Source organism: Bradyrhizobium sp. AZCC 1693 (assembly GCF_036924745.1).
Classification (GTDB): Bacteria; Pseudomonadota; Alphaproteobacteria; order Rhizobiales; family Xanthobacteraceae; genus Bradyrhizobium.
The window spans coordinates 5,101,744-5,127,259 of sequence record NZ_JAZHSD010000001.1; the positions used below are offsets into that span (position 1 = coordinate 5,101,744).

A 25,516-nucleotide genomic window follows, 5' to 3' on the forward strand; every position below is an offset into this window, starting at 1 on the left:
TTCAGTCCACCCGCTCCCGGTCCGCATACGGATCTCGATCCGCATACGGATCCGGAATGCCGAGCTGGGAGAGAATCTCCCGTTCGAGACCTTCCATGGCTTCGGCGTCGTCGTCCTTCTCGTGATCGTATCCGATCAAATGCAGGAATCCGTGGACCGCAAGATGGCTGAGGTGATGATCGAACGGCTTTTCTTCGTCATCGGCCTCTTTCCGCGTGGTCTCAAAGGCGATGGCGATATCTCCGAGCATCCGCGGCGCGTCGGCAGGCGCGCCCGCGGTCGGCTGCAACGCCGGAAACGACAGCACGTTGGTCGGCTTGTCGATGCCGCGCCAGTTGTTGTTGAGCGTGCGGACGCCGGCATCGTCGGTCAGCATGACCGCGAGCTCGGCCTCGCCGACATCGGCATCGGCAATTTCCGCCGCCGCGTTGATGGCGCGATGGATCACCGCCTCGGCATCCGGCTCGGTCTGCCAGCAATCGGCGACGACCAGAACTTCGGTGAAGGGAAGGACGGACGACACGAGCGTTCCAGCGCTTTGCATTGCAATGTTCGGGTTACGGCCCGGGCCCGCCTGCAGCAGGCCCGGCGCCGACGATTTCTGGGTCAAGATTTGTTGGTTGCCGGTTTTTGCGGCAATCCCTCATAGGCGGCGACGATCCGCGCCACCAGTTCATGGCGGATGACATCCTCTGCGGTGAATTTCACCTGCGCAATGCCCTCGACGCCGTCGAGCAGCTTGACCGCTTCGGCAAGCCCGGAGGCCTGTCCGTTCGGCAGGTCGACCTGCGACGGATCGCCGGTGATGATCATGCGGCTGTTCTCGCCGAGCCGGGTCAGGAACATCTTCATCTGCATCGACGTGGTGTTCTGCGCCTCGTCCAGGATGATGACGGCGTTGGTCAGCGTGCGGCCGCGCATGAACGCCAGCGGCGCGATCTCGATTTCGCCGGCCTGCAGCGCGCGCTCGACAATCCGCGAATCCATCAAATCGTACAGCGCGTCGTAGATCGGCCTCAAGTAAGGATCGACCTTTTCCCGCAAGTCGCCGGGCAGGAAGCCGAGCCGCTCGCCGGCCTCGACCGCGGGCCGCGACAGGATGATGCGATCGACTTCCTTGCGCTCGAACAATTGCGCGGCATGCGCTACCGCAAGCCAGGTCTTGCCGGTGCCGGCGGGGCCGACGCCGAACACCATCTCGTGGCGCTTCAGCGCGCGGATGTAGGAATCCTGCGCGGCGGTGCGTGCCCGCACCGGACGCTTGCGCAGATTGATGGTCTCGAACGACGATTTGGCGGTCTTGGCGTCGTATTCGAACAGCGAGCCCTGCGCGAGTACGGCGCGGATCGCGCCTTCGACTTCGCCCTGCGAGAGGTCATGTCCCTGCAAGGCCTGCGCATAGAGCGTCTCCAGCACACGCCGCGCGGCGTCGCAGCCGTCGCGGGAGCCGGCGATGGTGATGTGGTTGCCGCGGGAATCGACGACGATGCCGAGCCGCCGTTCGACCAGCGCCAGGTTCTGCCCATAGGGGCCGACCAGCGCGGAAGCGGCGCGGTTGTCGTCGAAGTCGATGACGACCTGGGTCTCGGGCGGAATTTGCATGTCGCGGTCAAATTTGCGGCTGGGAGCGAGCGAAGGCGAATCCGATGCGCTTTTTGGCAAGGGTTCAGGCTCCCCGATTTTCTAGAGAAGAATTGGTCATTTGAGATAGATCTGATGGCATCGGCCGGGCGGCAGCGCCGGCGAGTTCGCCGAGCAGGCTGTAACGCTCGAGGCTCTCGATTTTGACCGGCAGCACCTGTCCGATGATGCCAGGTGAGGCAAAGACATGCGCTGGCTGGAGATACGCGGTGCGGCCGACGATCTGGCCGGGATTGCGGGCCGCGCGTTCGAACAGCACATCGACGGTGTTGCCAATCATGGCCTTGTTGAAGGCCGATTGCTGGCTGTCGATCAATTCCTGGAGCCGCACCAATCGCTCGTCCATTTCAGCCGCTGACACCGTCTCCTGCATGTCCGCCGCCGGCGTGCCGGGCCGCGGCGAATATTTGAACGAATAAGCTCCAGCGTATCCGATTTGTGCGACAAGCGCGAGGGTCGCGGCGAATTCTCCCTCGGTTTCGCCAGGGAAGCCGACGATAAAATCCGATGAAAAAGCAATATCTTGGCGCGCGGTACGGAAACGGTCGATGACGCGGCGATAATCATCGGCGGTATGCTTGCGGTTCATGGCGGCCAGGATCCGGTCGGAGCCGGACTGCACGGGCAGGTGGACGAAGGGCATCAGCGCAGCGAGATCGCGATGCGCCGCAATCAGCGAATCGTCGACGTCGCGGGGATGGCTGGTGGAGTAGCGCAGCCGCACGATACCTTCGATTTCGGCAAGCCGATGCAGCAGCCTGCCGAGCGGCCAGGTCCGTCCGTCGGGGCCTTCGCCGTGATAGGCGTTGACGTTCTGGCCGATCAGCGTGATCTCGCGCACGCCGTTGTCGGCGAGCCGCTTCACGTCGTCGATGATCTTCGCGACCGGGCGCGATACTTCTGAGCCGCGCGTATAAGGCACGACGCAGAAGGTGCAGAACTTGTCGCAGCCCTCCTGCACCGTGACGAACGCGGAGATTCCGCGGGCCCGGATCGCGTCCGGCTTTGGCTGCGGCAGGAAACCGAACTTGTCCTCGACCGGGAATTCGGTCTCCAGCGCGCGGCCTTCGCTCTGCGCGCGCGCCAATAGCTGCGGCAGATGATGATAGCTCTGCGGCCCGACCACGACGTCGACAACAGGCGCGCGGCGGATGATCTCTGCGCCCTCGGCCTGCGCGACGCAGCCTGCGACCGCGATGCGCATATCGCGCCCCTGGCGCGCAGCTTCATCCTTGGCAACCCTCAGCCGTCCGAGCTCGGAGTAGACCTTTTCGGAGGCCTTCTCGCGGATGTGGCAGGTGTTGAGGATCACCAGATCGGCATCCTCGGCACTGGCTGTCTCCACAAAGCCCTCGCCCGCCAGCGTGTCCACCATGCGTTGCGCATCGTAGACGTTCATCTGGCAGCCATAGGACTTGATGTGCAGCTTGCGCGGCGGCTTCATGGAACCTGGAGTGCTGGTGGAAATGGCGCCCTGACGGCGGCTGGGCTCAGATATAGCCTAAATGGCCAAAAAGCCAGCGTTTGAGCCGGTCATTCCGGGGGCCCAAAGCGCACCTCGGATGCGCAAGTGCGCATCCGGACCGCCGGCGCGCCACCGGCCGTCATGGCCGGGCTTGACCCGGCCATCCACGTCTACGCTTGAGCGGTAAGAAAGACGTGGATGCCCGGGACAAGCTCGGGCATGACGACTGGAGGATGCTGGCGCATCGCCCCCGGAATGACGGGTAGACTCAGTTCGCCTTGTCCCAGAGGTCGAACAGTTCGGGCGGCGGAACTTCCACCCATTCATTGCCGAGGTTGATGCGGTAGGGCGCGCGGCCCGAAGCCCCCGACAGCCGCCACAATCTGGGATCGACAGGGTGGCCGTTGGCGCGCACCCATCGCGCGATCGGATCGAGCGCCGCCGCCTGCTTGGCCGGCGCCAGGGTAAATCCGCCAAGCATCACGAAACGCAGTTGCCTGTCGGCGGTCAGTTTTTCGATGTCCGAAGGCGTCAGAATCGGATCGTCGCCGAGATAGCCGCCGATCGCCATGACGGGCAGGCCGGTCGAGATAATGAGCGGAGCGGCGACGTTGGCGTTGGGGACCGCGACGAGAAACTTTGCGGCCTCGCGATTGGCGATCAGGTAACTGGTGAGCTTCTGGCGGGCGGCTTCCAGCCGCGATGTCCGCAAGGCCACCCGCTCGGTATCCGACGGCGCGAGCAGGGCGGTCATGTTGGCGACCGGCGCGGCGATGTTCGGGCGCCTCAGGACGACGCTTGCAGCGGTCAGGATCGGTGGAACGAGCAGCGCGCCGATGGAAGCGACCGCGAACAGTTTCGCCAATCCGCTGCCCAGCAGCGGCAATACGTAAAGGACGGCCGCGCAAATTGTGGCGATCCCGATCGACGTCAGCCATGTCAGGCTGAGCCAGTCGGATCCGATTCCCCTGGACGGCGCCATGCAGAGATAGAATTGCCAACCGGCCGTGGCCGCGATGATCAGCGGCAGAAATATCCGTTCCGGCTTGCCGGCTTTCCACCTCGACCAGAGCCCCGCGACAGCGATGCCGGAAAGCACGGCGAGCGGCGGACCCAGCACGGCGACGTAATAAGTGTGGATCAATCCGCCCGCAAAGCTGAGCACGACCCAGTACATCGCGAGCCAGCCGGTCCAGACCGCGGCGCCGATGCGGCGTGACGCCGGCGCGCCCGGACTTCCTGCATCCGCCCAGGCGAGAACAAGGCCGAGAAGCGCGAGCGGCAGCAGCCAGGCAAACTGTGCCGCGGCCCGCGGCCGGAACAGGCGGAGCGGGCCGGTCGGCGAGTCGTCGGTCATAACGGGCTGCCGGACTTCCGTGGTTGCCGGGACCTTCTCGCCAGAGGGCGAGGAGATTGCCGGATTGGCTGCGGGCGCAGCCATCGCCACGAAGCGGGCCGCGCCATTATGCACCAGTGCAAGCTCCAGCATGGAATTGTGCCTGGTGCTGCCCGCATAGGGCCGGTCTCGAACCGGCGTGAGATCGAAGAAGATCGCCCATGACAGCGCGACGGCGACGAGGACGATGCCCGCGATGGTCTGTCGCCCGAGGTGCCAGGTGACGGGAGCACCCGGCCGGGCAAGGCTGAACGTCAAGGCGAGCACCGGAGCCAACACCAGCGCCGCTCCCATCTTGACGTTGAAGCCTATGCCGATCGCGGCCATCGCGGCGCAGAGCATCGCGAGCCGGCCGGTTTCGGCTGCCCGCATTCCCAACCACGCACCGGCCAGCAGCACCAGGATGAGGCAGCTCTCGGTATTGTTGGAGCGGTCGACGGCGACATTGACCGGGCTGAGCGCGAGCGAGAGCGCGGCCACAGCGGCCGCCGTCCTGCCCCAATATTTCTGCACCAGAACGTAAACGATGGTGATTGCGGCCAATCCCGCGATCACCTGGGCGAGCAGGATCGAAAGCGCGGAAAAGCCCAACAGTTTGGCGCTGCCAACCTGCAGCCAGATCGCCACCGGCGGCTTGTCGATGGACACAAAGCCTGCGGGGTCGAACGCGTTGAAGAGGAAATTGTGCCAGCTATCGAGCATGCTGCGCACGCCTGCGGCGTAGTACTGCCTTCCAAAATCGTTCTGCGAAAGCTGCCAGGTTCGCGCCAGCACAGCCACCGCCGCAACGAGCGTGAGCGGTAAACCCGCCTTCAACATCGAGCTTGCCTTCAATATCCGGCTGTCGGGTGATTTCAGGATGCGCCGCTCCCTCGCGCAGGTTGATCTGAAATTATCACCTGCGGGTTCCGCGGCCAGTTAACTCGCGGCAAGGTTGCCCGACGTTGCAAGGCATGCCGGACTTTGGCTGTATTGAAACTAGCCGGTGTTTCGACCGGTATGCGCGATCAGGTCGGGCAGTCTGCGCATGTCGTCGAATGTCGCGGCGGCGCCGGCGGCGCGCAGCAATTCGGCATGGCCCGGCTGACAATGGCTGCCGCCGTGAAAGCCAAGCACGGTCATCCCGGCGGCGCGGCCGCCGATGACACCGGGAACGCTGTCCTCGATCACAAGGCACTGCGACGGCTGCACCTTCATCTGTTCGGCCGCGAAGAGAAACAGATCGGGCGCGGGCTTGCCGCGGTCGACCTGCGTAGCGGAGAAAATATGCGGCGCGAGCAGGTCGTAGAGGCCGGCGCATGTGAGGCCGTGGCGAATCTTTTCGGGCGTTCCGCTGGAAGCTACGCATTTGGGCAGGCGTATCGCGCCCAATCGCCTCGCCGACATGGGCGATCGCCTGCAAATCGCCCTCGTAAAATTTCAGCGTGGCCGCCTTCACCTGTTGTTCGAAGTCATCCGGCAGTTTCCGATCGATCTCCCGCTCGATCGTCTGGCGTGCCTCGCGGTCAGATATGCCGAGAAAGCGAACGAGCACCTGTTGCGGCGTGATCGGATAGCCGTGACGCGTCAGGGTCTCGGCATGGGCGCGGCATGAAATGACTTCGCTGTCGACCAGCACGCCGTCGCAATCGAAGATGACGAGATCGACGTTCGAACTCAGGCCGTTCGAATTCAAGCCGTTCGAATTCAAGCCTTGCACGCGATCAGGTTTTCTCTTCGTCGAGCGGGACGCAATACAGTTCCAGCCGGTGATCGACCAGCTTGTAGCCGAGCTTGCGGGCGATCTCGGCCTGCAGCTTCTCGATCTCCTCGGAGGTGAACTCGATCACCTTGCCGTCGCGCAGATTGATCAGATGGTCGTGGTGGCTGTCGGGCATCTGCTCGTAGCGCGCCCGGCCCTCGCGGAAATCGTGACGCTCAATGATACCGGCGTCCTCGAACAGTTTGACGGTGCGGTACACGGTCGAGATCGAAATCTTGTCGTCGACCGCGACACAGCGCCGGTAAAGTTCCTCGACGTCTGGATGGTCGACCGAATCGGCGAGCACGCGCGCGATCACGCGGCGCTGTTCGGTCATGCGCATGCCGGTGGCGGCGCAGCGCGCCTCGATGCCGGTATTCTTGTGCGCAGACGGGGATTTCAGTACGGGCATGGGTCTCAAGGCCTTCGGACGCAGGTCGGGGGTCTTTTGCCACCGAGCGCACATTACGACAAGTCACGCCGCATCAGAAGTGCATTCAATTGTTCGCCGCCGGGCTGCTGATAATAGCGTTCCCGGCGGCCAACGACCTCAAATCCGGCCCATTCATACAGGCGCCGCGCCGGCGGATTATTTTCTTCGACCTCGAGGAACACCTTGCGGACGCCGCGGCCCGCGAGATGACCGAGATGCGTCAGCAACAGATTGCGCGACAGGCCGCGGCCACGTTGGGTCGCATCGATCGCGATCGACAATAACTCCGCCTCGTCGGCAGCCCAGCGCGACACCGCAAAGCCGATGATCTTGCGCCCGGCTCTGAGCCGGTGAATGAGCGTGTTGCGCTCGGTCAGCATGACCTCGAATTCGCCTTCGCCCCAGCCGCGGTGAAACGATGCGCCATGCAGTTGCGCCAGACGCGCCGCGTCGCGCGGACCGGCCGGTTCGATCACGGCCGTGCCGCCGCTCCACCATTCGGAGAACCATGTCATCCTGATGCCGGCGGCTGGGCTGCGGCGGACAGCGGATCCTTTGGCGGCTTGGCATCGGGCGCGCGCAGATAATAGGGGCGCGCCGGTGCGGTCTCGGGATCGATGGCGGCGCCCAGCCACGCCACCCAGGCGATGTCGGGCGCTGCCTGCTGGTCGATCTTGAAGGGTGGCGCTGCATCGGCCGGCCAGCGGTCGGCCAGAATCTGCGCCGCATTGCCGACCAGATACGGTGCACCGAAGCGCGCCGCGTCGAGCGCTTCCGCAATCGGCGCGACCTTCGGCTTGATCAATGAACTGCCATCGCCGCCGAGCACCTGGAAATAGACATGATCATGCCGCGCATCGATCGCGGCGAGGACAGGATGAGGTTCGCGATTCTCGCTGACGATGGGGGCGGCAAACGCGGTCAGCGTCGTTACGCCGACGACCGGCTTGCCGGCGGCGAGCGCGATGCCGCGGGCGGCGGAAAGGCCGACGCGCAATCCGGTAAAGCTGCCGGGACCGGTGGTCGCGGCGATGCGGTCGAGCGCGGCAAAGGCAGCGCCTGACGCCTTCATCACGCGCGCGATCAGCGGCATCAGGGCTTCGGCATGACCGCGCTTCATCGCCTGCGATTCCTGCGCGACGACGCCGCCTGCGCTGGTGTCGAGCACGGCCGCGGCGCAGGCATCAAGCGCGGTATCGATGGCGAGGATCAGCATGATCTATCATTCTCGTCATGCCCGGGCTTGTCCCGGGCATCCACGTCTTTTGCTTTATCACAAGACAAGACGTGGATGGCCGGGACAAGCCCGGCCATGACGAAATCCTTGATTTGATACGTCGGATGCGGCCGATCGGTCTCTTACACCGGCCGGACTTCGACCACGTCGGGCACGAAATGCTTCAGCAGGTTCTGGATGCCGTGCTGCAGCGTCGCCGTCGATGACGGGCAGCCCGAGCAGGCGCCCTTCATGTTGAGGTAGACGACGCCGTCCTTGAAGCCGCGGAAGGTGATGTCGCCGCCGTCATTGGCGACGGCGGGGCGCACCCGCGTCTCGATCAAATCCTTGATGGTCGCGACCGTATCGGCGTCGGCCTCGTTGAAGAACTCGCCTTCCTCGTCCGCCGCCTCGTCGTTGCCGGCAGTGCCGTCCGTCAGCAGCGGCGCGCCAGACATGTAGTGCTCCATGATGGCGCCGAGGATCGCGGGCTTGAGGTGCTGCCAGTCGCCATCCGCCTTGGTCACGGTAACGAAATCGTAGCCGTAGAACACGCCGGATACGCCGGGAACGCCGAACAGCCGTTCGGCGAGTGGCGAGCGGGCGGCGGCTTCAGGAGTGGAAAATTCCATCGTGCCGGTATCGAGCACGGTGCGGCCCGGAATGAATTTCAGGGTGGCAGGATTGGGCGTGGCTTCGGTCTGAATGAACATCTGGTTTTCTCCGGCGTCGCCGGTTCAAGGCCGGCGCGTGGGGCTTCCCATAGCAGATGGCGACGGGGCATGCACGATCAAGGGGCGCAAACCAGCAATTCTGTAAGCGTATCAAGCCCTAAGACAGGCCGTCGATGTCCGAATCGCTCAAGTCGCCGGGGACGATGACGACGGGAATCGGGAAGGAACCAGTGACCTGCGCGATCATGCTGATCAGCGGGCCGGGGCCCTCGGGGCCTGGATTGGCCGCCAGCACCAGCATCGAAATATCGACGTCCTTGTCGATCACGTCGAGGATCTGGGTGGTCGGGTCGCCCTCGCGAATCACCCGTTCCGGCGTAATCGCGGCAATGCCGTTGGCGCGGCCCGAGGCGCGGTCGAGCGCCTCGTTGGCGGCGTCCTCGGCCTCGGCGCGCATCAGGTCGGCAACGCCCAGCCATTGCTGGTTCTGGTCCTCGATTTCGATAATGCGCAGCATCACCACGCCGCCGCCGACGCGAATGGCCCAGCGGCTGGCATAATAGACCGCGCGGTCCCATTCCGCGGTGTCGTCAACGATGACAAGGCATTTTGGCTTGTGACCCGTCTCGTAGCTTCGTCGCTGGGTGGTCATGCATGTCCCGGTGCTGCGCCAAACCGACGCATGCTGCCACGGCGCGGCCATGCCAGACAAGCGGCGTCGCTGCTGCAACGCCGCAGTGAAAGCTAGCCCTTTCGGATGAAACCGACGATATCCTTGGCCGCGCGCATGGTTTCATCGGCGATGACGCGCGCCCGGTCGGCGCCGTCGATCAGGATCTTGTCGACATGGCCGGGGTCGGCGACCAGCCGCTTCATCTCGGAGGCGATCGGCGCGAGTTTTGCGACGCAAAGTTCCACCAGCGCGTTCTTGAAGCTGGAGAACTGCCCGCCGCCGAATTCCTTCAAAACGTCGGCCTTGCTGCGCTCGGAAAGCGCCGCATAGATGCCGACGAGGTTGTCGGCCTCGGGGCGGTTCTCAAGGCCCTTTTCTTCCGACGGCAACGGTTCCGGATCGGTCTTTGCTTTCCGAATCTTCTGCGCGATGGTATCCGCATCGTCGGTCAGGTTGATGCGCGAATTGTCCGATGCGTCCGACTTCGACATTTTCTTGGTGCCGTCGCGCAAGCTCATCACCCGCGTCGCGGGGCCGACGATAAAGGGCTCCGGCAGCGGAAAGAACAGGCCGTCATTGGTGCCGTGGCGGCGGATCGAATCGGCAAAGTCGTTGTTGAATTTCTGCGCGATGTCGCGCGACAACTCCAGATGCTGCTTCTGGTCCTCTCCGACCGGCACGTGCGTGGCGCGATAGAGCAGGATGTCGGCCGCCATCAGCACCGGATAATCGTAGAGACCCACGGAGGCGTTCTCGCGGTCCTTGCCCGCCTTCTCCTTGAACTGGGTCATGCGGCTGAGCCAGCCGACGCGCGCAACGCAATTGAAGATCCATGTCAGTTCGGCGTGGCCGGTGACCTGGCTCTGGTTGAATACGATGTGCTTCTTCGGATCGATGCCGGCGGCAATGAACGCCGCGGTGACCTCGCGGGTGTTGCGGGCGAGCTCCGCCGGACCGCCCCAGACGTCGACGCCTTGCGTGATCGCATGCATGTCGACGACACAATAGATGCAGTCATGGGTTTCCTGCATCTTCACGAAGTTGACGATCGCGCCGAGGTAATTGCCGAGATGCAGATTGCCCGTCGGCTGGACGCCCGAAAATACTTTTTCAACAAAAGCCATAGCCAGCTTCCCGAGGATGCCTGTTTCGCGCCGTCGTTTGCCACGCAGGGGCTGTCAGCGCAAGCGGCTAGCCTTTTGTTTGCCTGATCGCGTTAACCGCGTCGCGCCAGCCGGTGACGCCGAAAAGCCTTAAGAGCAGGCCGTAAACCGCAATTCCGCCCGATATCACGACCAGCAGCAGGACGGCCTGCACGAGACCGTGCACGCCCGAGGCAAGCGCCGGCAGCGAGCGCGTCGCCAGCCACAGCACCGCGCCCATCGCGAGCGCCGCGAGCGCGATGCGCGGCAGCCGCCGTTTTGCGCTGGCATCGATCGAGAATCCAAACGTCTCCGCGCCGCGGCGGATCAGGCTGAACGCCATGCTCCACGCACCAAACGCAACCGCGGCTGCGATGCCCTCAGTGCCGTACCAATGGCTGAGCAGGAAGGCCGCCGCAATCGCCAGCACGACGCCCTTCAGTGCTGAGACCAGCGGCGTCATCGTATCCTCGCGCGCAAAGAACGCCGGCGACAGGGCTTTGACCAGCACATGGGCAGGCAGCGCCAGCGTCAGCCACATCAGCGCACGCGCCGTCGCTTTGGTGTCATCGGCGGTGAAGGCGCCGTGCTCGAACAGCAGCCGCACGATCGGTTCGCTGAGCACCATCAGCCCGAGCGTGGCCGGCAATGCGAGGCCCACGGCGAGTTCGAGCCCGCGCGATTCCGCATTCGCCACGGCTGTGCGATCCTCGGCCCGTAATGCGCGCGTCAGTTCCGGAATCAGCACCGTGCCCATGGCGACGCCGACGATGCCGAGCGGCAATTCGACCAGCCGGTTGGCGAAGTAGAGCCAGGATACGGCGGACGGCGAGGACGAGGCGATGATCGCGCCGGCCACCATCAAAAGCTGCGGTGCGCTCGATGCCATCATGCCGGGTGCGGCCTTGCCGAGAAAGCCGCGGATTCCGCTATCGAATGAAATCCGCAAAGGTCCGGCGATGCTGCCGCCACGGCGCAACACCAGCACCGATAGCTGTAACAGTCCGGCAATGCCTGTGGTCGCGGCGACGATTTGCGCGGCTTGCACGGCATCGGGACGCGCGGCGAGCAGCACGACCATCACCGCGATCAGCGCGATGTTGAACAATAGCGGCGAAAACGCCGTCAGCGCGAAGCGGCCTTGCGCGTTCAGCAGCGCCATCATCACCGTCACCGGACCGGCAAAGGCGAGGTAGGGCAGCATCAGGCGGGCGTTGTCTGTCGCGAGCTGCAGCGTCTCGCGGCCGGAGAACCCCGGCGCCAGCGCCGCAATGACGAGCGGCATCACCAGCGCGAGCACCGCTGTGGCTGCGATCAACGCTGTTGTCACGGTGCCGAGCACGCGCCCGGCAAACGCTGCCGCGGCCACAGCCCCATCGGTCTCGCGCACCCGCAGCCACGCCGGCACCAGCGCGGCGTTCAGCCCGCCCTCGGTCAGCAGCCGCCGCACCACATTGACCAGTTGAAACGCCGCCAGGAACGCGTCCGCAACCGGACCCGCGCCGAGCAGCGCCGCGAGCGCGGAATCGCGCACGAATCCAAGCAGCCGCGAGGCCAGCGTTCCCGTCGAAACCGTGAGAAAAGAGCGGATCATTGGCGCTCTATAGCAGCCGCTTGCCTTGCTGGCAGCAATGTCCGCCCCGCGTCCTTGATCTTCGTCATGGCCGGGCTTGTCCCGGCCATCCACGTCTTTCCTGTTTCAGTGAAGCAAGGACGTGGATGCCCGGCACAGGGCCGGGCATGACGAGTTCGCGGTATTGCTCCCCGCTTCCCTTGCTGGCGCGGGGCCGATCTGGTAGGCCGCAACCTTCTTGGCCGCGCTCGGCTTCTTCACACACCGCCGCAAAACAGGACGGATGAATGACTGACGCAAAATACGACGTTCTCGGGATCGGCAATGCGATTTTCGACGTGCTGGTGCAGACCGACGAGGGTTTTCTCGCCCGCCACGGCATGACCAAGGGCGGCATGGCGCTGATCGACGAGGCCAGAGCCGCCGCGATCTACAAGGAGATGGGCCCGGCGACCGAGATGAGCGGCGGCTCGGGGGCCAACACCATCGTCGGTCTTGCCAACTTTGGAGCCCGCACAGCCTTTATCGGCAAGGTCAAGAACGACCAGATCGGCTCTCTCTACACCCACGACATCCGCGCCGCCGGCGCCGCCTTCGAGACGCGGGCGGCGGAAGGCGGCCCCGCCACCGGCTGCTGCTACATCTTGGTGACGCCGGACGGCGAGCGCACCATGAACACCTATCTCGGCGCCGCGCAGGACCTCAACCCCGCAGACATCGACGACGCGCAGATCGCGGCGTCACGCATCGTCTATCTCGAAGGCTATCTCTGGGATCCGAAGAACGCCAAGGAAGCCTTCGTCAAGGCCGCTCACATCGCGCACTCTGCCGGCCGCCAGGTGGCGCTGACGCTGTCGGATTCCTTCTGCGTCGATCGTTATCGCGACGAGTTCCTCGACCTGATGCGTAAACGCACCGTCGACCTCGTGTTCGCCAACGAGACTGAGCTGCATTCGCTGTACCAGACCTCGGATTTCGAGGGCGCGCTGAAGCAGTTCCGCACCGATGCAAAACTCGGAGTAGTCACCCGCAGCGAGAAGGGCTGCGTGGTCGCAGGGAACGACGGCATCACCGCGGTGCCCGCCTTCCCGATTGAAAGGCTCGTCGACACCACCGGCGCCGGCGACCTGTTTGCCGCCGGCTTCCTGTTCGGGCTGGTGCGCAACGCGGGCTATGAGGCCGCGGGCCGGCTGGGCGCGCTGGCTGCGGCCGAGGTGATCCAGCACATCGGCGCAAGGCCGCAGGTGTCGCTGAAGGAGCTGGCGGGGCAGAACGGGCTGCCGGTGTGAGGTAAGGTCTCGCCACCCGTCATGGCCGGGCTTGACCCGGCCATCCACGTCTTTGCCCAATGCGTCGCTCGGAGCAGCCAGAGCGCTTCGTTTTCCTCGCGACATTTGCTATGCAACTAGCGGGACGTTTCTGTCGGAGCGGGCAGCCATACGCATCATTTCAGCTCGCTGGCGCGCTGCGAAGTCAGTACGAGTGAGGGTGATCCGATGAAGGACGAATATGATTTCTCGATCGCCCAGCGCGGCAAGTTCTTTCGAGAAGGTGTCCGTCCGGCGCCGCCGGTCCACCTGGACCCCGAGCCGATAGAACGACCGCCCGTCGACATCGACGAGTTCTGGGCCAAACCCGACGCGCTTGGAGGAAGGGACTTCCTGCCGGACGGTATCCCCGACGATTCGCCGGCTGAACCGGATCCGCGCGTCTTCTTCGACTTCGACGAATGATCTGCCTATACGCTAATGACGCGAACCATGTGATTTCCTTGGGAGGCCCAAAGCTGTCTTAGGACGATTGGCAAGAAGCTGGCCTTTCTTTATGAGGGGTTGTTAGCTTTTCCCTTGCTGGAAGTTTCTTCGTCCATGCCAACATTACAATGGCTCACGCGCGATCACGATCTTCTAGCGGCCGATAAAGTTCCCTATCGTCTCCTGGAGGAAGTGCCTGAATTCGGTGCTGGTGATCGTGACGCCGGCAACATGCTAATTCAAGGCGACAACCTTGATGCGTTGAAAGCCCTGCTGCCATTTTACGCAGGCCAGGTGAAATGCATTTACATCGATCCCCCGTACAACACGAAAACTGCTTTCGAGCAGTACGATGATAATCTCGAACATTCCAAATGGCTTGGGCTAATTTGGCCGCGCCTCATGTTGTTGAGAGAATTGCTGGCGGAAGATGGATCCATCTGGATATCGATAGACGACAATGAAGCCCAGTACCTGAAGGTTGTTCTTGATGAAGTAATGGGTCGTCATTGTTTCATCGCGTCGAACGTTTGGCAAAAGCGCTATTCGCGAGAAAACCGCGAGAGCATCGGTGACGTTCATGAGTACATATTTGTGTACTCGAAATCTCCGGAGAAATTCAAGCTGTCGCGCAATCTTGTTCCGCTGGATGAAGCTCAAGCGAAAATCTATCGAAATCCTGACAATCCTAATGAAACGGACCCTACCAAGCGGTGGCGCGGCCTCCCAATGACCGCGCAAGGCTACCGACCAAATCAGATGTACACCATCATTGGTCCAAATGGCCGGGAACACGTCCCTCCCCCGGGACGTTGTTGGTCGATGATTGAGTCGGAATTTCTGAAACTCAAGAATGCCGACCGCATCTATTGGGGTAGAAATGGCGATGCGCAACCGAGTGTCATTCGATACCTCTCGGAGGTGAAGGGCCTCGTTCCATGGACGTGGTGGCCTCATGACGAGGTAGGGCACACGGACGAATCCAAGAAAGAATGCAATGTTCTTTTCGGCGGTGACATCAGCTTTGCGACTCCGAAACCAGAAAGATTGATTCAACGGATTTTTCAGGTCGCTACAAATCCGGGCGATTTGGTTCTCGATTCATTCTTGGGCTCGGGCACTACCGCTGCCGTCGCGCACAAGATGCGACGCAGATATATTGGCGTCGAGATGGGCGAACATGCCGTCACACATTGCGTTCCGCGTCTGAAAAAGGTCATCGGTGGCGAGCAGGGCGGTATATCGGAAAGCGTGAATTGGAAGGGAGGCGGTGGCTTTCGCTTCTATCGGCTTGGAGAGCCCGCGTTCAACGCTGAGGGTCGCATTCGCGATGGCATTCGCTTCCCAGTGCTCGCCGCGCATGTCTGGTTTTCAGAAACGGGAAAGCCATGGAGCGGTAAGGGCAAAAGCCCACTGTTGGGGTTCCACGGCGGAAACGCGTTTGCCCTCCTTTATAATGGTATTCTCGGAGACGATACGCCCAAGGGCGGCAACGTGCTGACACGCGAAACTCTCGCCATCATCAACGCAAAGATCGCAAAGAAGAAAAGCGACTTCACGGGGGGGGTGACGGTCTATGGCGAGGCCTCGCGACTGTCGGCTGACACATTGGCGCGGAAGGGAATCGTTTTCAAGCAAACGCCTTATGAAGTGAAAGCTCGGAAATGAGGAAGGCGCGATGGAGCTGAAGGATTATCAAAAACAAACGCTTTCAACGCTCGCGCGATTTTTTCGGGACGCCCGTGTCAGCGGTCCAAGGTTGGCCTACGAAAACATCGTTAACGAGCCGCCACAGAAAGCGCGGTTGGGCCGTTATGCCGGCGCGTACCGGGCGCTCGAAGCTGTGCCGTTGGCGCCGTATGTTTGCCTGCGACTGCCGACCGGTGGCGGCAAGACCTTGCTCGCAGCCCGTGCAGTCGCCGTTGCTCGTGATAGCTGGATTGAGAGAGACCATCCGCTTGTATTGTGGTTGGTGCCGACCAACACTATTCGCCTGCAGTCCGTGGAGGCGCTGAAGAACACTCGACACGCATATAGGCAGGCGCTGGACGAAGCTTTCGAGGGTCGGGTCCGAATCTTTGACATTGCCGATTTCCCGATGATTCGACCGCAAGACTTACGTGACCAGACTTGCATCGTGGTTGGCACCATCCAAACTCTTCGGGTCTCTAATACTGAGGGCCGCAAGGTATATGCCCACCATGAGGATTTGGAGGCGCATTTCAGCGCCGTGGCTCCCAACGCTCCAGGCCTGGAGCGAATCGACGAAGGTCCCAATAATGGTCGGATAAAGTTCTCATTCGCCAACCTGATGCACCTGCACCGTCCACTGATGATCGTCGACGAGGCGCACAATGCGATGACCGGCCTTTCGCGTGAGATGCAAGCGCGAGTTAACCCCTGCGCTATCGTCGAGTTTACAGCGACTCCTCACTTTAACTCGAACATCTTGCACAACGTTACGGCGCAGGAGCTCAAGCAGGAGGAAATGATCAAGTTGCCCATCGTGCTCACCGAGCACGCCGACTGGCAAAGCGCCGTTGGTGGTGCGGTAGCTACACGGGCAGCATTGGCGGAAAAGGCGCTGCTGGATACCGCTGGCTATATCCGCCCTATCGTTCTGTTTCAGGCTCAACAACGGGACGAAGACGTTACCGTCGAGGTATTGAAGAAGCATCTGATCGAGACCGAAAATATCCCCGAAGAGAAGATCGCAGTCGCCACCGGTGATCAACGGGAGCTTGATGCCATCAACTTGTTCGATCCAGGTACGAAAGTCGAATACATCATAACCGTCGACGCGTTGAAGGAAGGTTGGGACTGTTCTTTTGCCTATGTTTTCTGCTCAGTCTCGAAGATCAGGAGCTCAACCGCCGTGGAGCAATTGCTGGGCCGCGTGTTGCGGATGCCTTATGCAAAGCGCCGCATCTCTCCTGAACTAAACAAAGCCTACGCGCATATAGCCGAGCCAGTCTTTACTGAAGCTGCCAAAGCTTTGGTCGACAGGTTGGTGGATATGGGCTTTGACAGTTCCGAGGCCCGTGAAAATATCGAGAATCCCCAGTTCGAACTGCATGGCGATGGCCTGTTCTCGTTACGCGAGCGACCGGCCCCAGAATTCCGGCACTCGTTTGCTGCGACGCCAGAGGCAATCGAAGCCCTCCATCAACAAGTTGGCGATGCCGTCACGGTGCGCCCGACCAATGATGGCAATGTAGAGGTCGCCGTATCAGGTTATCTTGCGCCCGAGGTTGAGGCTGCGATTATCAGGGCTGCCCCTGAAGTTTTGCGCCGGAAACTTTCCGAGGCGGCGACAAGATACCGAGCCGAGACGCATTCTCTTCTGTCGGCGGCCGAGCGAGGCGAAAGTTTTGTAGTCCCGGCCCTGACGGCTTGGGTACAGGACGAATTCGTGTTTGCCGAGACCGACCGCTTTATGGAGGATTTTGAGTGGTCGCTTCTCAATACTCCAGCGGTCCTCACCGAAAGCGAGTTCTCCATTCGCCAAAGCCAGATGGAATTCGAAATCGACCTTGACGGCAAGAAGCTCGCTTACTCGTTTGTGAACGAACAGGATCGGCTGTCCCTTGATACACCGGTGGAAGGTTGGGACGAGATCAATCTAAGCGTCTGGCTCGATCGTCAGGTGCGCCAGATATACGTGCCACCTTCGGAACTCTTGCGATGGCTCCGTGAGGCGATTACCCACCTTACCAAAACACGCGGCATTCCTATGTCCGCACTCTGGCGAGCCAAGTATCCGCTGGCGCAGAAGCTGGAAGCAAAGATCAAGGCCATCCGGCAAGAGGGGTGCGATACCGCGTATCAACTTTGCTTGTTCTCTCCCGAGGCCAAGACGAGCGTTTCGTTCGAGCAGGGATTCAACTTCTCGAAACAGATGTACTTTGACGTCCGGAGGCATCGCGGTGGTGCTTTCCGATTTCGCAACCATTTCTTGGGTCCCGATAATGTTCCTGCTTTCAGCGGGATCGAGGGCGACGGAGGTGAGGAATTCAAATGTGCCCAGATGCTCGACAGTCTAAACGACAAGGTCGAGTTCTGGATCATGAACGTCGCTAAGCACGTTAACTCATTCCGGTTGCCGCTGGCGTCAGGATTCTTCTATCCCGATTTCGTTGCGAAGCTGAAGGACGGTCGCATCTTCGTTGTCGAATACAAGGGCGAGCATTTGGCGGGCTCTGGTAACGACGACACTAACGAGAAGCGGCTTGTTGGAGCGTTGTGGGAGAAGGCGAGCGGGGGCAAGGGCCTGTTTGCGATGATCGAGAGAGAAATTGACGGTCGCGATATGCGCGGCCAACTGTTGGATGCGATCAATCGGAATCGGTAGTTCGCCGCTACTCTTCACGTCGGGCCCAGCACTGATTTGCCCGACATCGCAAATCAAAAAACGATCTTCGGCAAAAATAATCCGCTTCGCGTTTCCCCCAAATCACCCTTACAACCTCCGGTATCCCGTCCCCCAAGAGGGGCGTTTCGCGATCGTCACTAAGCGCGGGGCCGGGTGCGGTGGACGCGGCAGCGTCGGGCGCGCAAACGTCGTCGCAGGGCGGGCTCCTTTGGGGCTTCGTGAGCGAAGGGACGGCACGCCGACGACCGATGCTAAGCCGCTCTTCGTCAAACTTCGGTGGGTGGGTACCAAGCCCGTCGAGGTTTTGGCGTTGGGCGTGCCGCGTACGGCCAAGTCGTGTGGTTCTGGCACCCGTGGCTGGTGTCAAGTCCGCGGAGGATGTGCCGGCCCGACCGGGCTGGCCCCATCCATCAATCCGCGGATGACGGTGGCTAAAGGAATTCGCACACCGGGAAGAGCACGAAGTACGCCGTAAAACCATTGCGCAGGGAAGGCCGGATGCTCTCCGCTGGACCTGTATGCTCGTGTGCGCGTCTTTGTGCGCAATTGCACACGAGACCGCGGGTGCAGCGCGCACCCGGTCTTCCCTGCGCCCTCTGTATTCAAGGAGGGGCGAACGAAGATGGAAAACCTCGGGCGGAACGCGCCGCGAGATCGCGAAGGTGTGTTTGATGAACAATGACCGCGCCACACACTCCGTTGTCGTCACCCGCCTTGTGCGCAATTGCGCACTGGGGCGGGTGACCCAGTATTCCAGAGACAGCAGACAGAATCGGTAGGCCGCGGCGTACTGGGTCCCCCGCCTTCGCGGGGGACGACGAGTGTGGGTGGAGCGAGGGCGTGCCACGCGAGGAAGCGTGGTCGTCCTCATTCTTCTTTTTCACGCCGCCTTCTGCCCGGCATCCAGCCCGGCATAAACCCCGCTCTCAAACCCCGCAAAGGCTTCCAGCGCCTTGCCATCGGCGAACGGCAACAGCTGCATCAGGATCACGCCGGCGACGTCGCGCGCCGGATCGATCCAGAAATAGGTGTTGGCGAGGCCGGCCCAGGCGAGGCTGCCGGCGCTGCGGCCTTCCGCCGTCTTGGCGGTGTTGATCAGGAAGCTCAGGCCCCACTTCTTGACGATGTCGGGGAACAGATCGACATCGTTGGTGTAGATCGGCATCACCGTCACCATCTTGCCCATGGTGAGATCGCCGATGTGGTTCTGGCCCATCAGCGCGACGGTCTCGGGCTTCAGCACCTGGTTGCCGTTGCCGCGGCCCTGGTTGAGGATCATCTGGGTGAACTTGACGTAGTCGCCCGCCGTGCCGTAGAGGCCGCCGCCGCCCATATGAAATTCCGGATTCTGCTCCAGCTCGAACGGGATCGGCGCCAGCGATCCGTCCTCGGTCCGCGCGTGCATGCCGACCAGGCGCTGGCGCATCGCGTCGGTGATCTTGAACGCGGTATCGTTCATGCCGAGCGGCGCCAGGATATTGTCGCGCAGATACGCATCGAGCCGCGTGCCGGTCACCGCTTCGATAGCCTTACCAACGAAGTCGATATTGATGCCGTATTCCCAGCGCGTGCCGGGATCACTCATCATAGGTATCGTCAGCGCGGCGTTCTGGCAGGTGGTGATGGCCGGGGTACCGGTCTTCTCCAGATATTGCGCGCAGTCGCCGTTCCACATGTGGTAGGCGAAGCCCGCGGTGTGGGTCATGAGATGCCGCAGCGTGATCGGCTTCGTGGCGGGGCGCAGTTTTGGTTCGCCGCTTTCGTCAAAGCCCTCCAGCACCTGCGGGGAGGCGAGATCGGGAAGGATCTTGCCGATCGGTTCGTCCAGCGAGAGCTTGCCCTGTTCCACGAGCTGCATGCCGGCGGCGCTCGTGATCGCCTTGGTCATCGAGGCGATCCAGAACACGCTGTCCGCGGTCATCGGATCGTCCTTGCCGAGGTCGCGCTTGCCGAACGCGCCTTGATAAATCACCTCATTGCCGGTCGCCGCCATCGCGACCACGCCGGGAACCTCCTTGGCTTCGCATTTCTGACGCAGTATCTGATCGATCTGGGCTTTGCTTTGCATTGGGTCACCTCCAGCTTTGATTTTTATGGAGTGGTGCGATCTTCCTCCCGGCCGTGTGATCCGGCAAGCGGCCGCGGACCGCCGCCGCCGATGTCGCGATCTCGTGATGGGCAAGGGAGGCATGGAGCGGGGTGGCAGCGGTGGCGCGGTATGGGCGACGCCAAACTGCAACACCTCGCCACAATCCGCGCTGGACGATCTGCTGCGTCGGTGACCGGCTTAACCATCCACGATATCGTGATTTCGCCACGATTCCCGCCGCCGATTTTTTGCAGTAAAGCGTTCAGATTCCAGCACAAACGTCGCTTGTCGGCTGGACCAATTGACCAAAATGGTTGTCATTTTTTTAGAAGTTGCGAGGCTGCGCAATGATTTCGACCTGGAGTGAATGGAAGCGCTATCCCCGTCCTGGGCGTGGCGAGAATATCGAGGCGCCGATCACGCCCGGACTTTACGAAGTCCGCTATGCCGGCACCGGCGCGCTGCACTCGTTCGAGGCGGTCGATAACGTCGCCCAGGCGCTGGCGCAGCTTTCGGTCGGGTCCAAATCCTGGTTCGGTCGCCGTGACAGTGCCAAGCTGCCCGATCTTGAATACCGCACCTGCGCGACCTCCTCGAAGGCCGACGCCAAGGCCGCCGCGCAACGCATGATCGGCCGCCGCGAAACCTATATGAGCGGCGCGGCCTGATTGACGCCGTCATTCCGGGGCGATGCGAAAGCATCGAACCCGGAATCTCGAGATTCCCCGGTGCGCAATTGCGCACCTGAGGTCTGGTGCTAGCGCACCATCCCGGAATGACGGTGGTCCCCCACCGGCATCGCCCCTCAAAATTCCTTGAAGCAGGCCTGCCGTAGAGGGCGGTGCATTGCCGCCGATACAGGCCTATACTCGGACCAATATTCCAAGAAAATCCGAGGAGTACGCCATGAACCCGCCCGTCGCCGCTCGCGCTTCGAAAGCCTCCCAACCCTCGCTGCACGACCGCCTGAAAGACCCCTCGCTGCTGCGCGACCGCTGCTACATCGACGGCGCCTGGGTCGGCACGCCATCGCGCCCGGTCACTAACCCGGTCAACGGTGTCGAACTGGCGAAGGTGCCGGCCATGAGCACCGCGGAAGCCACCCAGGCGGTCGAGGCCGCCGAGCGCGCATTCCCGGCCTGGGCCAAGCTCACCGCCAAACAGCGCTCCAACATTCTGCGAAAATGGTTCGAGCTGATCATCGCCAACCGCGAGGACCTGGCCCTGATCCTCACCTCCGAGCAGGGCAAGCCACTGGCCGAAGCGCTCGGCGAGGTCGATATCGGCGGCGCCTATGTCGAATTTTTCGCCGAGGAAGCCCGCCGCGTCTATGGCGAAACCATCCCGACCCAGCGGCCGGATGCGCGGCTGCTCGCAATCAAGCAGCCGATCGGCGTCTGCGGCGCCATCACGCCGTGGAATTTTCCGTGCTCGATGATCACCCGAAAGGTGTCGCCCGCGCTCGCTGCGGGCTGCACCGTCGTGCTCAAGCCCGCCAATGAAACGCCGTTGACCGCGCTGGCGCTGGTGGCGCTCGCCGAAAAGGCCGGCGTGCCCAAGGGCGTGTTCAATATCCTGACCGGCAATTCGTCGGCGATCGGCAAGGTGCTGTGCGAGCACCCGGCCGTGCGCTTCATCGGCTTCACCGGCTCGACCGAGGTCGGCAAGATCCTCTATCAGCAGGCTTCAGTGGGCGTGAAGAAGCTCGGCCTCGAACTCGGCGGCAATGCGCCCTTCATCGTGTTCGACGACGCCGATATCGATGCGGCGGTGGAGGGCGCCATGATCTCCAAGTATCGCAACATGGGCCAGACCTGCGTCTGCGCCAACCGCATCTACGCCCAGGACGGGATCTACGACCAGTTTGTCGAAAAGCTGTCGAAGAAGGCCGCGGCGATGAAGATCGGCGACGGCACCGAAGCCGGCGTGACGCAGGGCCCGCTGATCAACATGGCAGCGATCGACAAGGTCGAGAAGCACATTGCCGACGCGGTCAAGGGCGGCGCAAAAATCGTCACCGGCGGAAAACGCCATGCGCTCGGCGGCAGCTTCTTCGAGCCGACGGTGCTTTCAAATGTGAAGCCTGACGCCCTCGTCGCGCACGAGGAGACCTTTGGCCCACTGGCGCCGGTGTTCCGCTTCAAGGACGAGGCCGACGTCATCGCAATGTGCAACAACTCGCCGTTCGGCCTCGCGTCGTACTTCTATTCCCGCGATCTCGGCCGCGTCTGGCGCGTCGCCGAAGCGCTGGAGTCAGGCATGGTCGGCGTCAATACCGGGCTGATCACCACGGAAGTCGCGCCGTTCGGCGGCGTCAAGGAGAGCGGCCTGGGGCGTGAAGGCTCGCATCACGGCATGGAAGAATATGTCGAGATCAAATACGTGATGATGGCGGGCGTGTAGCCTCTATCTATCGTCGTCCCCCGCGAATGCGGGGGACGACAGTTCATCAATCGCTCGCGTCACTCGCAAACGCGCCATGGCGGCCCACGCCGGAGGCAAACCGCGTCGCGCCCGACAGCGTTTCGCCCGAGGCGATCACTTCCAGCCCGCCGCGCATCTCGTTGGCGATCGCATCTTCCTCGGAAATATCCCATTGCCGCAGCGCCGATAGCCGGTCGGCGCGCAGGCATTTTTGCGGGAAGCGCGCGATCTCCCGCGCCAGCGCAATCGCGTGCGCGCAAGCCTCGCCGCGGCCGACGACGCGATTGGCGAGGCCCATGCGCAGCGCCTCCTGCGCGCCGACCGGGCGGCCGGTGAGGATCAAATCGATTGCCTGCGAATGCCCGATCAGGCGCGGCAGCCGGATGGTACCGAGATCGATCAAGGGCACGCCAAAACGGCGGCAGAAGATGCCGAAGGTGGCGTCGTCTGCGACCACGCGCATGTCCGCCCACAGCGCCAGCTCCATCCCGCCGGCCACCGCAAAACCCTCGACCGCCGCGATGACAGGTTTTGACAGCCGCAGCCGGCTCGGCCCCATCGGTGCAATCGAATCGTGGCCGCCGAGCTCCCGCTTCTTGTTGGGATCGCCCGCCGCCACCGCCTTGAGGTCGGCACCTGCGCAAAAATAGCCGCCAGTGCCGGTGAACACGGCGACCGATGCGCTCTCATCGGCATCGAAGGCAAGAAACGCATCATACAGCTTCCGCGCGGTCGCGCCATCGACGGCGTTACGGCAATGCGGGCGGTTGATGGAAACGACGGTGATGGGGCCGTCGCGTTCGACGAGCACGGTATCGGCTTCTGACATGGGGCGCTCCCTCGCATTCTTATTGAGGGAGCCTCGCACCGGATGGGCGTGCAGGGCAAGCTCTGTCCGCTCGTCATTGCGACGAGCGATCCATTGTTGCCGCGGTTGGCGGCGATGGACTACTTCGCTTCGCTCGCAATGACGGCGTTAGATATCGAGCTCATTCCCCGTCACCCGGCGATACGCTTCGAGATACCGCTTGCTCGTCGCGTCCACCACGCTGTCCGGCAGCGGCGGAGGCGGGGCGTCGCCGTTCCAGCGGCCGGCGCGGCGCTCGGCGTCGAGATAGTCGCGCAGCGGCTGCTTGTCGAAGGAGGGCTGCGGCCGGCCGGGCTTGTAGACGTCGGCGGCCCAGAACCGCGAACTGTCCGGTGTCATCACCTCGTCGATCAGGATAATGCGGCCGTCGGCAGCCCTTCCGAACTCGAACTTGGTGTCGGCGATGATGATGCCCTGATGGCGGGCAATCCGCTCGCCGAAATTATAGACCGTGCGCGCCATGCCCTCGAGCTTCTCGGCGACGTCGTTGCCCAAAATCTCGCGTACCCGCGCGACTGTGATGTTTTCGTCATGGCCGGTCTCGGCCTTGGTGGCCGGGCTGAAGATCGGCGCGTCGAGCTTCTCGCTTTCGACGAGACCATCCTTCAGCTCCTCGCCGGCGAGCGTGCCGGATGCGGCGTACTCCTTCCAGGCCGAGCCCGAGATGTAGCCGCGGATCACGCATTCGACCGGGAATACGGTGGTGCGTCGGCACAGCATAGAGCGCCCGAGAATATCGGCGCGGTGATCCTTCAGCGCGGGCATCTCGCGGATGATCTCGTCGGCATCGGCGCTGATCATGTGATGCGGCACCACGCCCTCGAGCTGGCGGAACCACCAGGCGCTGATCTGGGTCAGCACCGCGCCCTTCATCGGGATGGTCTCGGCCATCACGACGTCGAACGCGCTGATGCGGTCGGTGGTGAGCAGCAGCACGCGGTCGTCGCCGACGGCATAGATATCGCGCACCTTGCCGCGGCCGATCCGTGGCAGGGGCAGGTCGCTGGCGAGCATCGCGTTCATCGGGTCTTGCTTTCGAGCAGGCGTGCCGGCGCAGGCGCCGGCGCGCAAATGGGAAAGCGGAGCAATAGCCTACTCCGGCAGCGGAATGAACTCATGTTCCTGCGGCACAGCCGCAAACCGGCCGGTTTTCCAGTCCTGTTTGGCCTGCTCAATCCGCTCCTTGCTGGAGGAGACGAAATTCCACCAGATATGCCGCGGCCCCTCCAGCGCGTCGCCGCCCAGAAACATCATCCGCACAGGCCTCACGGCCTTCACGGTGATGCGGTCGCCCGGCCGGAAGATCAGCAGCCGCGGCCCCTCATAGCGCTCGTTGGCGATCTCGACCTCGCCGTCGACCAGATAGATCGCGCGCTCCTCATGGTCGGGATCGAGCGGAACGCTGGTCCCGGCCTGCGCGGTCACTTCGGTATAGAACCATGGCGACACCACGCTCACAGGCGATTTCACGCCAAAGCCGTCGCCTGCGATGATGCGCGCGGTAAAGCCGCTCTCCTTCACGGTCGGCAGCGCTTCGGCGGCGTAGTGCTGAAACGACGGCGCGATCTCTTCCGATCCCGCCGGCAGCGCGATCCAGCTTTGCAGGCCCAGCATCTTCTGTCCGTCGCGCCGCTGCACATCCGGCGTGCGTTCGGAATGCGCGATGCCGCGCCCGGCCGTCATCAGGTTCATGGCGCCGGGCTGGATCTCCTGGATGTTGCCCTCGCTGTCGCGGTGCATGATCGAGCCGTCGAACAGATAGGTGACGGTCGCAAGGCCGATATGCGGATGCGGGCGCACGTCCATGCCCTTGCCGGCCATGAACTGAACCGGGCCGAAATGATCGAAGAAGATGAACGGCCCGACCATCTGCCGCTTGCCATGCGGCAGCGCGCGGCGCACCGCAAATCCGTCGCCGAGATCGCGGGTGCGCGGCACGATGATCAGATCGAGCGCGTCGCAAGTCTTGGGATCGCCGAGCACGGGATCGTTGGAGGGTTGCCAGCTCATGGGGACTCCTTGATGTTTTGTGCGATTATAGCAGATTGCCCAGGG

General features: G+C 62.6%; 21 protein-coding genes and 1 pseudogene. 6 read left to right on the plus strand and 16 right to left on the minus strand.

Annotated elements, in window-relative coordinates; translation table 11 throughout:
• Position 1: 1 nt before the first annotated feature.
• The 12 genes and pseudogenes from ybeY to murJ form a co-directional block, all read right to left on the minus strand.
• Positions 2-544 carry an rRNA maturation RNase YbeY gene (gene ybeY, locus V1293_RS24360; protein ID WP_334516882.1) on the minus strand — a complete coding sequence of 181 codons (543 nt, stop codon included), beginning with the start codon at positions 542-544 and terminating at the stop codon, positions 2-4.
• 62 nt (positions 545-606) lie between these two features.
• Complete coding sequence (locus V1293_RS24365) at positions 607-1,662, minus strand: PhoH family protein (RefSeq protein WP_334512880.1); 1,056 nt, start codon at positions 1,660-1,662, stop codon at positions 607-609.
• 4 nt (positions 1,663-1,666) lie between these two features.
• On the minus strand, positions 1,667-3,085 hold the full coding sequence (gene miaB / locus V1293_RS24370) for a tRNA (N6-isopentenyl adenosine(37)-C2)-methylthiotransferase MiaB (RefSeq protein ID WP_334512882.1): 1,419 nt from the start codon (positions 3,083-3,085) through the stop codon (positions 1,667-1,669).
• Between the two features lie 289 nt (positions 3,086-3,374).
• The gene (locus V1293_RS24375; RefSeq protein WP_334512884.1) at positions 3,375-5,321 is read right to left on the minus strand and encodes an ArnT family glycosyltransferase; all 1,947 of its coding nucleotides are present in this window, start codon (positions 5,319-5,321) and stop codon (positions 3,375-3,377) included.
• Between the two features lie 159 nt (positions 5,322-5,480).
• Positions 5,481-6,162, minus strand: a pseudogene (locus V1293_RS24380) (HAD family hydrolase).
• 43 nt (positions 6,163-6,205) lie between these two features.
• On the minus strand, positions 6,206-6,655 hold the full coding sequence (locus tag V1293_RS24385) for a Fur family transcriptional regulator (protein WP_108512645.1): 450 nt from the start codon (positions 6,653-6,655) through the stop codon (positions 6,206-6,208).
• A gap of 53 nt (positions 6,656-6,708) precedes the next feature.
• Positions 6,709-7,191, minus strand: coding sequence for a ribosomal protein S18-alanine N-acetyltransferase (gene rimI / locus V1293_RS24390; RefSeq protein ID WP_334512886.1), 483 nt, complete (start codon positions 7,189-7,191; stop codon positions 6,709-6,711).
• Entirely contained in the window at positions 7,188-7,892 is a 705-nt protein-coding gene (tsaB, locus tag V1293_RS24395) for a tRNA (adenosine(37)-N6)-threonylcarbamoyltransferase complex dimerization subunit type 1 TsaB (protein ID WP_334512887.1), read from the minus strand. The genes rimI and tsaB overlap by 4 nt, the downstream gene beginning before the upstream one ends.
• Before the next feature lie 143 nt (positions 7,893-8,035).
• Positions 8,036-8,605 carry a NifU family protein gene (locus V1293_RS24400; protein ID WP_334512889.1) on the minus strand — a complete coding sequence of 190 codons (570 nt, stop codon included), beginning with the start codon at positions 8,603-8,605 and terminating at the stop codon, positions 8,036-8,038.
• A gap of 118 nt (positions 8,606-8,723) precedes the next feature.
• Complete coding sequence (locus V1293_RS24405) at positions 8,724-9,218, minus strand: universal stress protein (protein ID WP_334512891.1); 495 nt, start codon at positions 9,216-9,218, stop codon at positions 8,724-8,726.
• 92 nt (positions 9,219-9,310) lie between these two features.
• Entirely contained in the window at positions 9,311-10,363 is a 1,053-nt protein-coding gene (trpS, locus tag V1293_RS24410; RefSeq protein WP_334512892.1) for a tryptophan--tRNA ligase, read from the minus strand.
• A gap of 67 nt (positions 10,364-10,430) precedes the next feature.
• Entirely contained in the window at positions 10,431-11,975 is a 1,545-nt protein-coding gene (gene murJ / locus V1293_RS24415) for a murein biosynthesis integral membrane protein MurJ (RefSeq protein WP_334512894.1), read from the minus strand.
• A 266-nt stretch (positions 11,976-12,241) separates the two neighbouring features.
• Here murJ and V1293_RS24420 point away from each other — a divergent pair, with 266 nt between their 5' ends.
• The 4 genes from V1293_RS24420 (at position 12,242) to V1293_RS24435 (ending at position 18,059) form a co-directional block, all read left to right on the plus strand.
• Entirely contained in the window at positions 12,242-13,243 is a 1,002-nt protein-coding gene (locus tag V1293_RS24420) for an adenosine kinase (RefSeq protein WP_334512895.1), read from the plus strand.
• Between the two features lie 207 nt (positions 13,244-13,450).
• Positions 13,451-13,687 carry a hypothetical protein gene (locus tag V1293_RS24425; protein WP_334512897.1) on the plus strand — a complete coding sequence of 79 codons (237 nt, stop codon included), beginning with the start codon at positions 13,451-13,453 and terminating at the stop codon, positions 13,685-13,687.
• Positions 13,688-13,822: 135 nt separating this feature from the next.
• Positions 13,823-15,376 carry a site-specific DNA-methyltransferase gene (locus tag V1293_RS24430; protein ID WP_334512900.1) on the plus strand — a complete coding sequence of 518 codons (1,554 nt, stop codon included), beginning with the start codon at positions 13,823-13,825 and terminating at the stop codon, positions 15,374-15,376.
• 10 nt (positions 15,377-15,386) lie between these two features.
• The gene (locus V1293_RS24435; RefSeq protein WP_334512902.1) at positions 15,387-18,059 is read left to right on the plus strand and encodes a DEAD/DEAH box helicase; all 2,673 of its coding nucleotides are present in this window, start codon (positions 15,387-15,389) and stop codon (positions 18,057-18,059) included.
• Positions 18,060-18,960: 901 nt separating this feature from the next.
• Here V1293_RS24435 and V1293_RS24440 read toward each other — a convergent pair.
• Positions 18,961-20,148 carry a serine hydrolase domain-containing protein gene (locus tag V1293_RS24440; protein WP_334512903.1) on the minus strand — a complete coding sequence of 396 codons (1,188 nt, stop codon included), beginning with the start codon at positions 20,146-20,148 and terminating at the stop codon, positions 18,961-18,963.
• 368 nt (positions 20,149-20,516) lie between these two features.
• Here V1293_RS24440 and V1293_RS24445 point away from each other — a divergent pair, with 368 nt between their 5' ends.
• Both V1293_RS24445 and V1293_RS24450 read left to right on the plus strand, forming a co-directional pair.
• Complete coding sequence (locus V1293_RS24445; protein WP_334512904.1) at positions 20,517-20,837, plus strand: hypothetical protein; 321 nt, start codon at positions 20,517-20,519, stop codon at positions 20,835-20,837.
• Positions 20,838-21,075: 238 nt separating this feature from the next.
• A complete protein-coding gene (locus V1293_RS24450) occupies positions 21,076-22,572 on the plus strand; it encodes an NAD-dependent succinate-semialdehyde dehydrogenase (RefSeq protein ID WP_334512905.1) in 1,497 nt (498 codons plus the stop codon).
• A gap of 46 nt (positions 22,573-22,618) precedes the next feature.
• Here the strand turns inward: V1293_RS24450 and V1293_RS24455 are convergent, their stop codons facing one another.
• The 3 genes from V1293_RS24455 to V1293_RS24465 all read right to left on the minus strand — a co-directional run bounded on the left by V1293_RS24455 (position 22,619) and on the right by V1293_RS24465 (position 25,471).
• Positions 22,619-23,422, minus strand: coding sequence for a crotonase/enoyl-CoA hydratase family protein (locus V1293_RS24455; RefSeq protein ID WP_334512906.1), 804 nt, complete (start codon positions 23,420-23,422; stop codon positions 22,619-22,621).
• A gap of 147 nt (positions 23,423-23,569) precedes the next feature.
• Entirely contained in the window at positions 23,570-24,484 is a 915-nt protein-coding gene (locus tag V1293_RS24460; RefSeq protein WP_334512907.1) for a phosphoribosylaminoimidazolesuccinocarboxamide synthase, read from the minus strand.
• Positions 24,485-24,553: 69 nt separating this feature from the next.
• On the minus strand, positions 24,554-25,471 hold the full coding sequence (locus tag V1293_RS24465) for a pirin family protein (RefSeq protein ID WP_334512909.1): 918 nt from the start codon (positions 25,469-25,471) through the stop codon (positions 24,554-24,556).
• Positions 25,472-25,516: the final 45 nt, after the last annotated feature.

Excerpts from the sequence above, each read along its gene's own strand:
- ybeY (WP_334516882.1), bottom strand. The coding sequence starts at position 544 with ATGCAAAGCGCTGGAACGCTCGTGTCGTCCGTCCTTCCCTTCACCGAA.
- miaB (WP_334512882.1), bottom strand. The coding sequence starts at position 3,085 with ATGAAGCCGCCGCGCAAGCTGCACATCAAGTCCTATGGCTGCCAGATG.
- V1293_RS24375 (WP_334512884.1), bottom strand. The coding sequence starts at position 5,321 with ATGTTGAAGGCGGGTTTACCGCTCACGCTCGTTGCGGCGGTGGCTGTG.
- V1293_RS24385 (WP_108512645.1), bottom strand. The coding sequence starts at position 6,655 with ATGCCCGTACTGAAATCCCCGTCTGCGCACAAGAATACCGGCATCGAG.
- rimI (WP_334512886.1), bottom strand. The coding sequence starts at position 7,191 with ATGACATGGTTCTCCGAATGGTGGAGCGGCGGCACGGCCGTGATCGAA.
- tsaB (WP_334512887.1), bottom strand. The coding sequence starts at position 7,892 with ATGCTGATCCTCGCCATCGATACCGCGCTTGATGCCTGCGCCGCGGCC.
- V1293_RS24400 (WP_334512889.1), bottom strand. The coding sequence starts at position 8,605 with ATGTTCATTCAGACCGAAGCCACGCCCAATCCTGCCACCCTGAAATTC.
- V1293_RS24405 (WP_334512891.1), bottom strand. The coding sequence starts at position 9,218 with ATGACCACCCAGCGACGAAGCTACGAGACGGGTCACAAGCCAAAATGC.
- trpS (WP_334512892.1), bottom strand. The coding sequence starts at position 10,363 with ATGGCTTTTGTTGAAAAAGTATTTTCGGGCGTCCAGCCGACGGGCAAT.
- murJ (WP_334512894.1), bottom strand. The coding sequence starts at position 11,975 with ATGATCCGCTCTTTTCTCACGGTTTCGACGGGAACGCTGGCCTCGCGG.
- V1293_RS24420 (WP_334512895.1), top strand. The coding sequence starts at position 12,242 with ATGACTGACGCAAAATACGACGTTCTCGGGATCGGCAATGCGATTTTC.
- V1293_RS24425 (WP_334512897.1), top strand. The coding sequence starts at position 13,451 with ATGAAGGACGAATATGATTTCTCGATCGCCCAGCGCGGCAAGTTCTTT.
- V1293_RS24430 (WP_334512900.1), top strand. The coding sequence starts at position 13,823 with ATGCCAACATTACAATGGCTCACGCGCGATCACGATCTTCTAGCGGCC.
- V1293_RS24435 (WP_334512902.1), top strand. The coding sequence starts at position 15,387 with ATGGAGCTGAAGGATTATCAAAAACAAACGCTTTCAACGCTCGCGCGA.
- V1293_RS24440 (WP_334512903.1), bottom strand. The coding sequence starts at position 20,148 with ATGCAAAGCAAAGCCCAGATCGATCAGATACTGCGTCAGAAATGCGAA.
- V1293_RS24445 (WP_334512904.1), top strand. The coding sequence starts at position 20,517 with ATGATTTCGACCTGGAGTGAATGGAAGCGCTATCCCCGTCCTGGGCGT.
- V1293_RS24450 (WP_334512905.1), top strand. The coding sequence starts at position 21,076 with ATGAACCCGCCCGTCGCCGCTCGCGCTTCGAAAGCCTCCCAACCCTCG.
- V1293_RS24455 (WP_334512906.1), bottom strand. The coding sequence starts at position 23,422 with ATGTCAGAAGCCGATACCGTGCTCGTCGAACGCGACGGCCCCATCACC.
- V1293_RS24460 (WP_334512907.1), bottom strand. The coding sequence starts at position 24,484 with ATGAACGCGATGCTCGCCAGCGACCTGCCCCTGCCACGGATCGGCCGC.
- V1293_RS24465 (WP_334512909.1), bottom strand. The coding sequence starts at position 25,471 with ATGAGCTGGCAACCCTCCAACGATCCCGTGCTCGGCGATCCCAAGACT.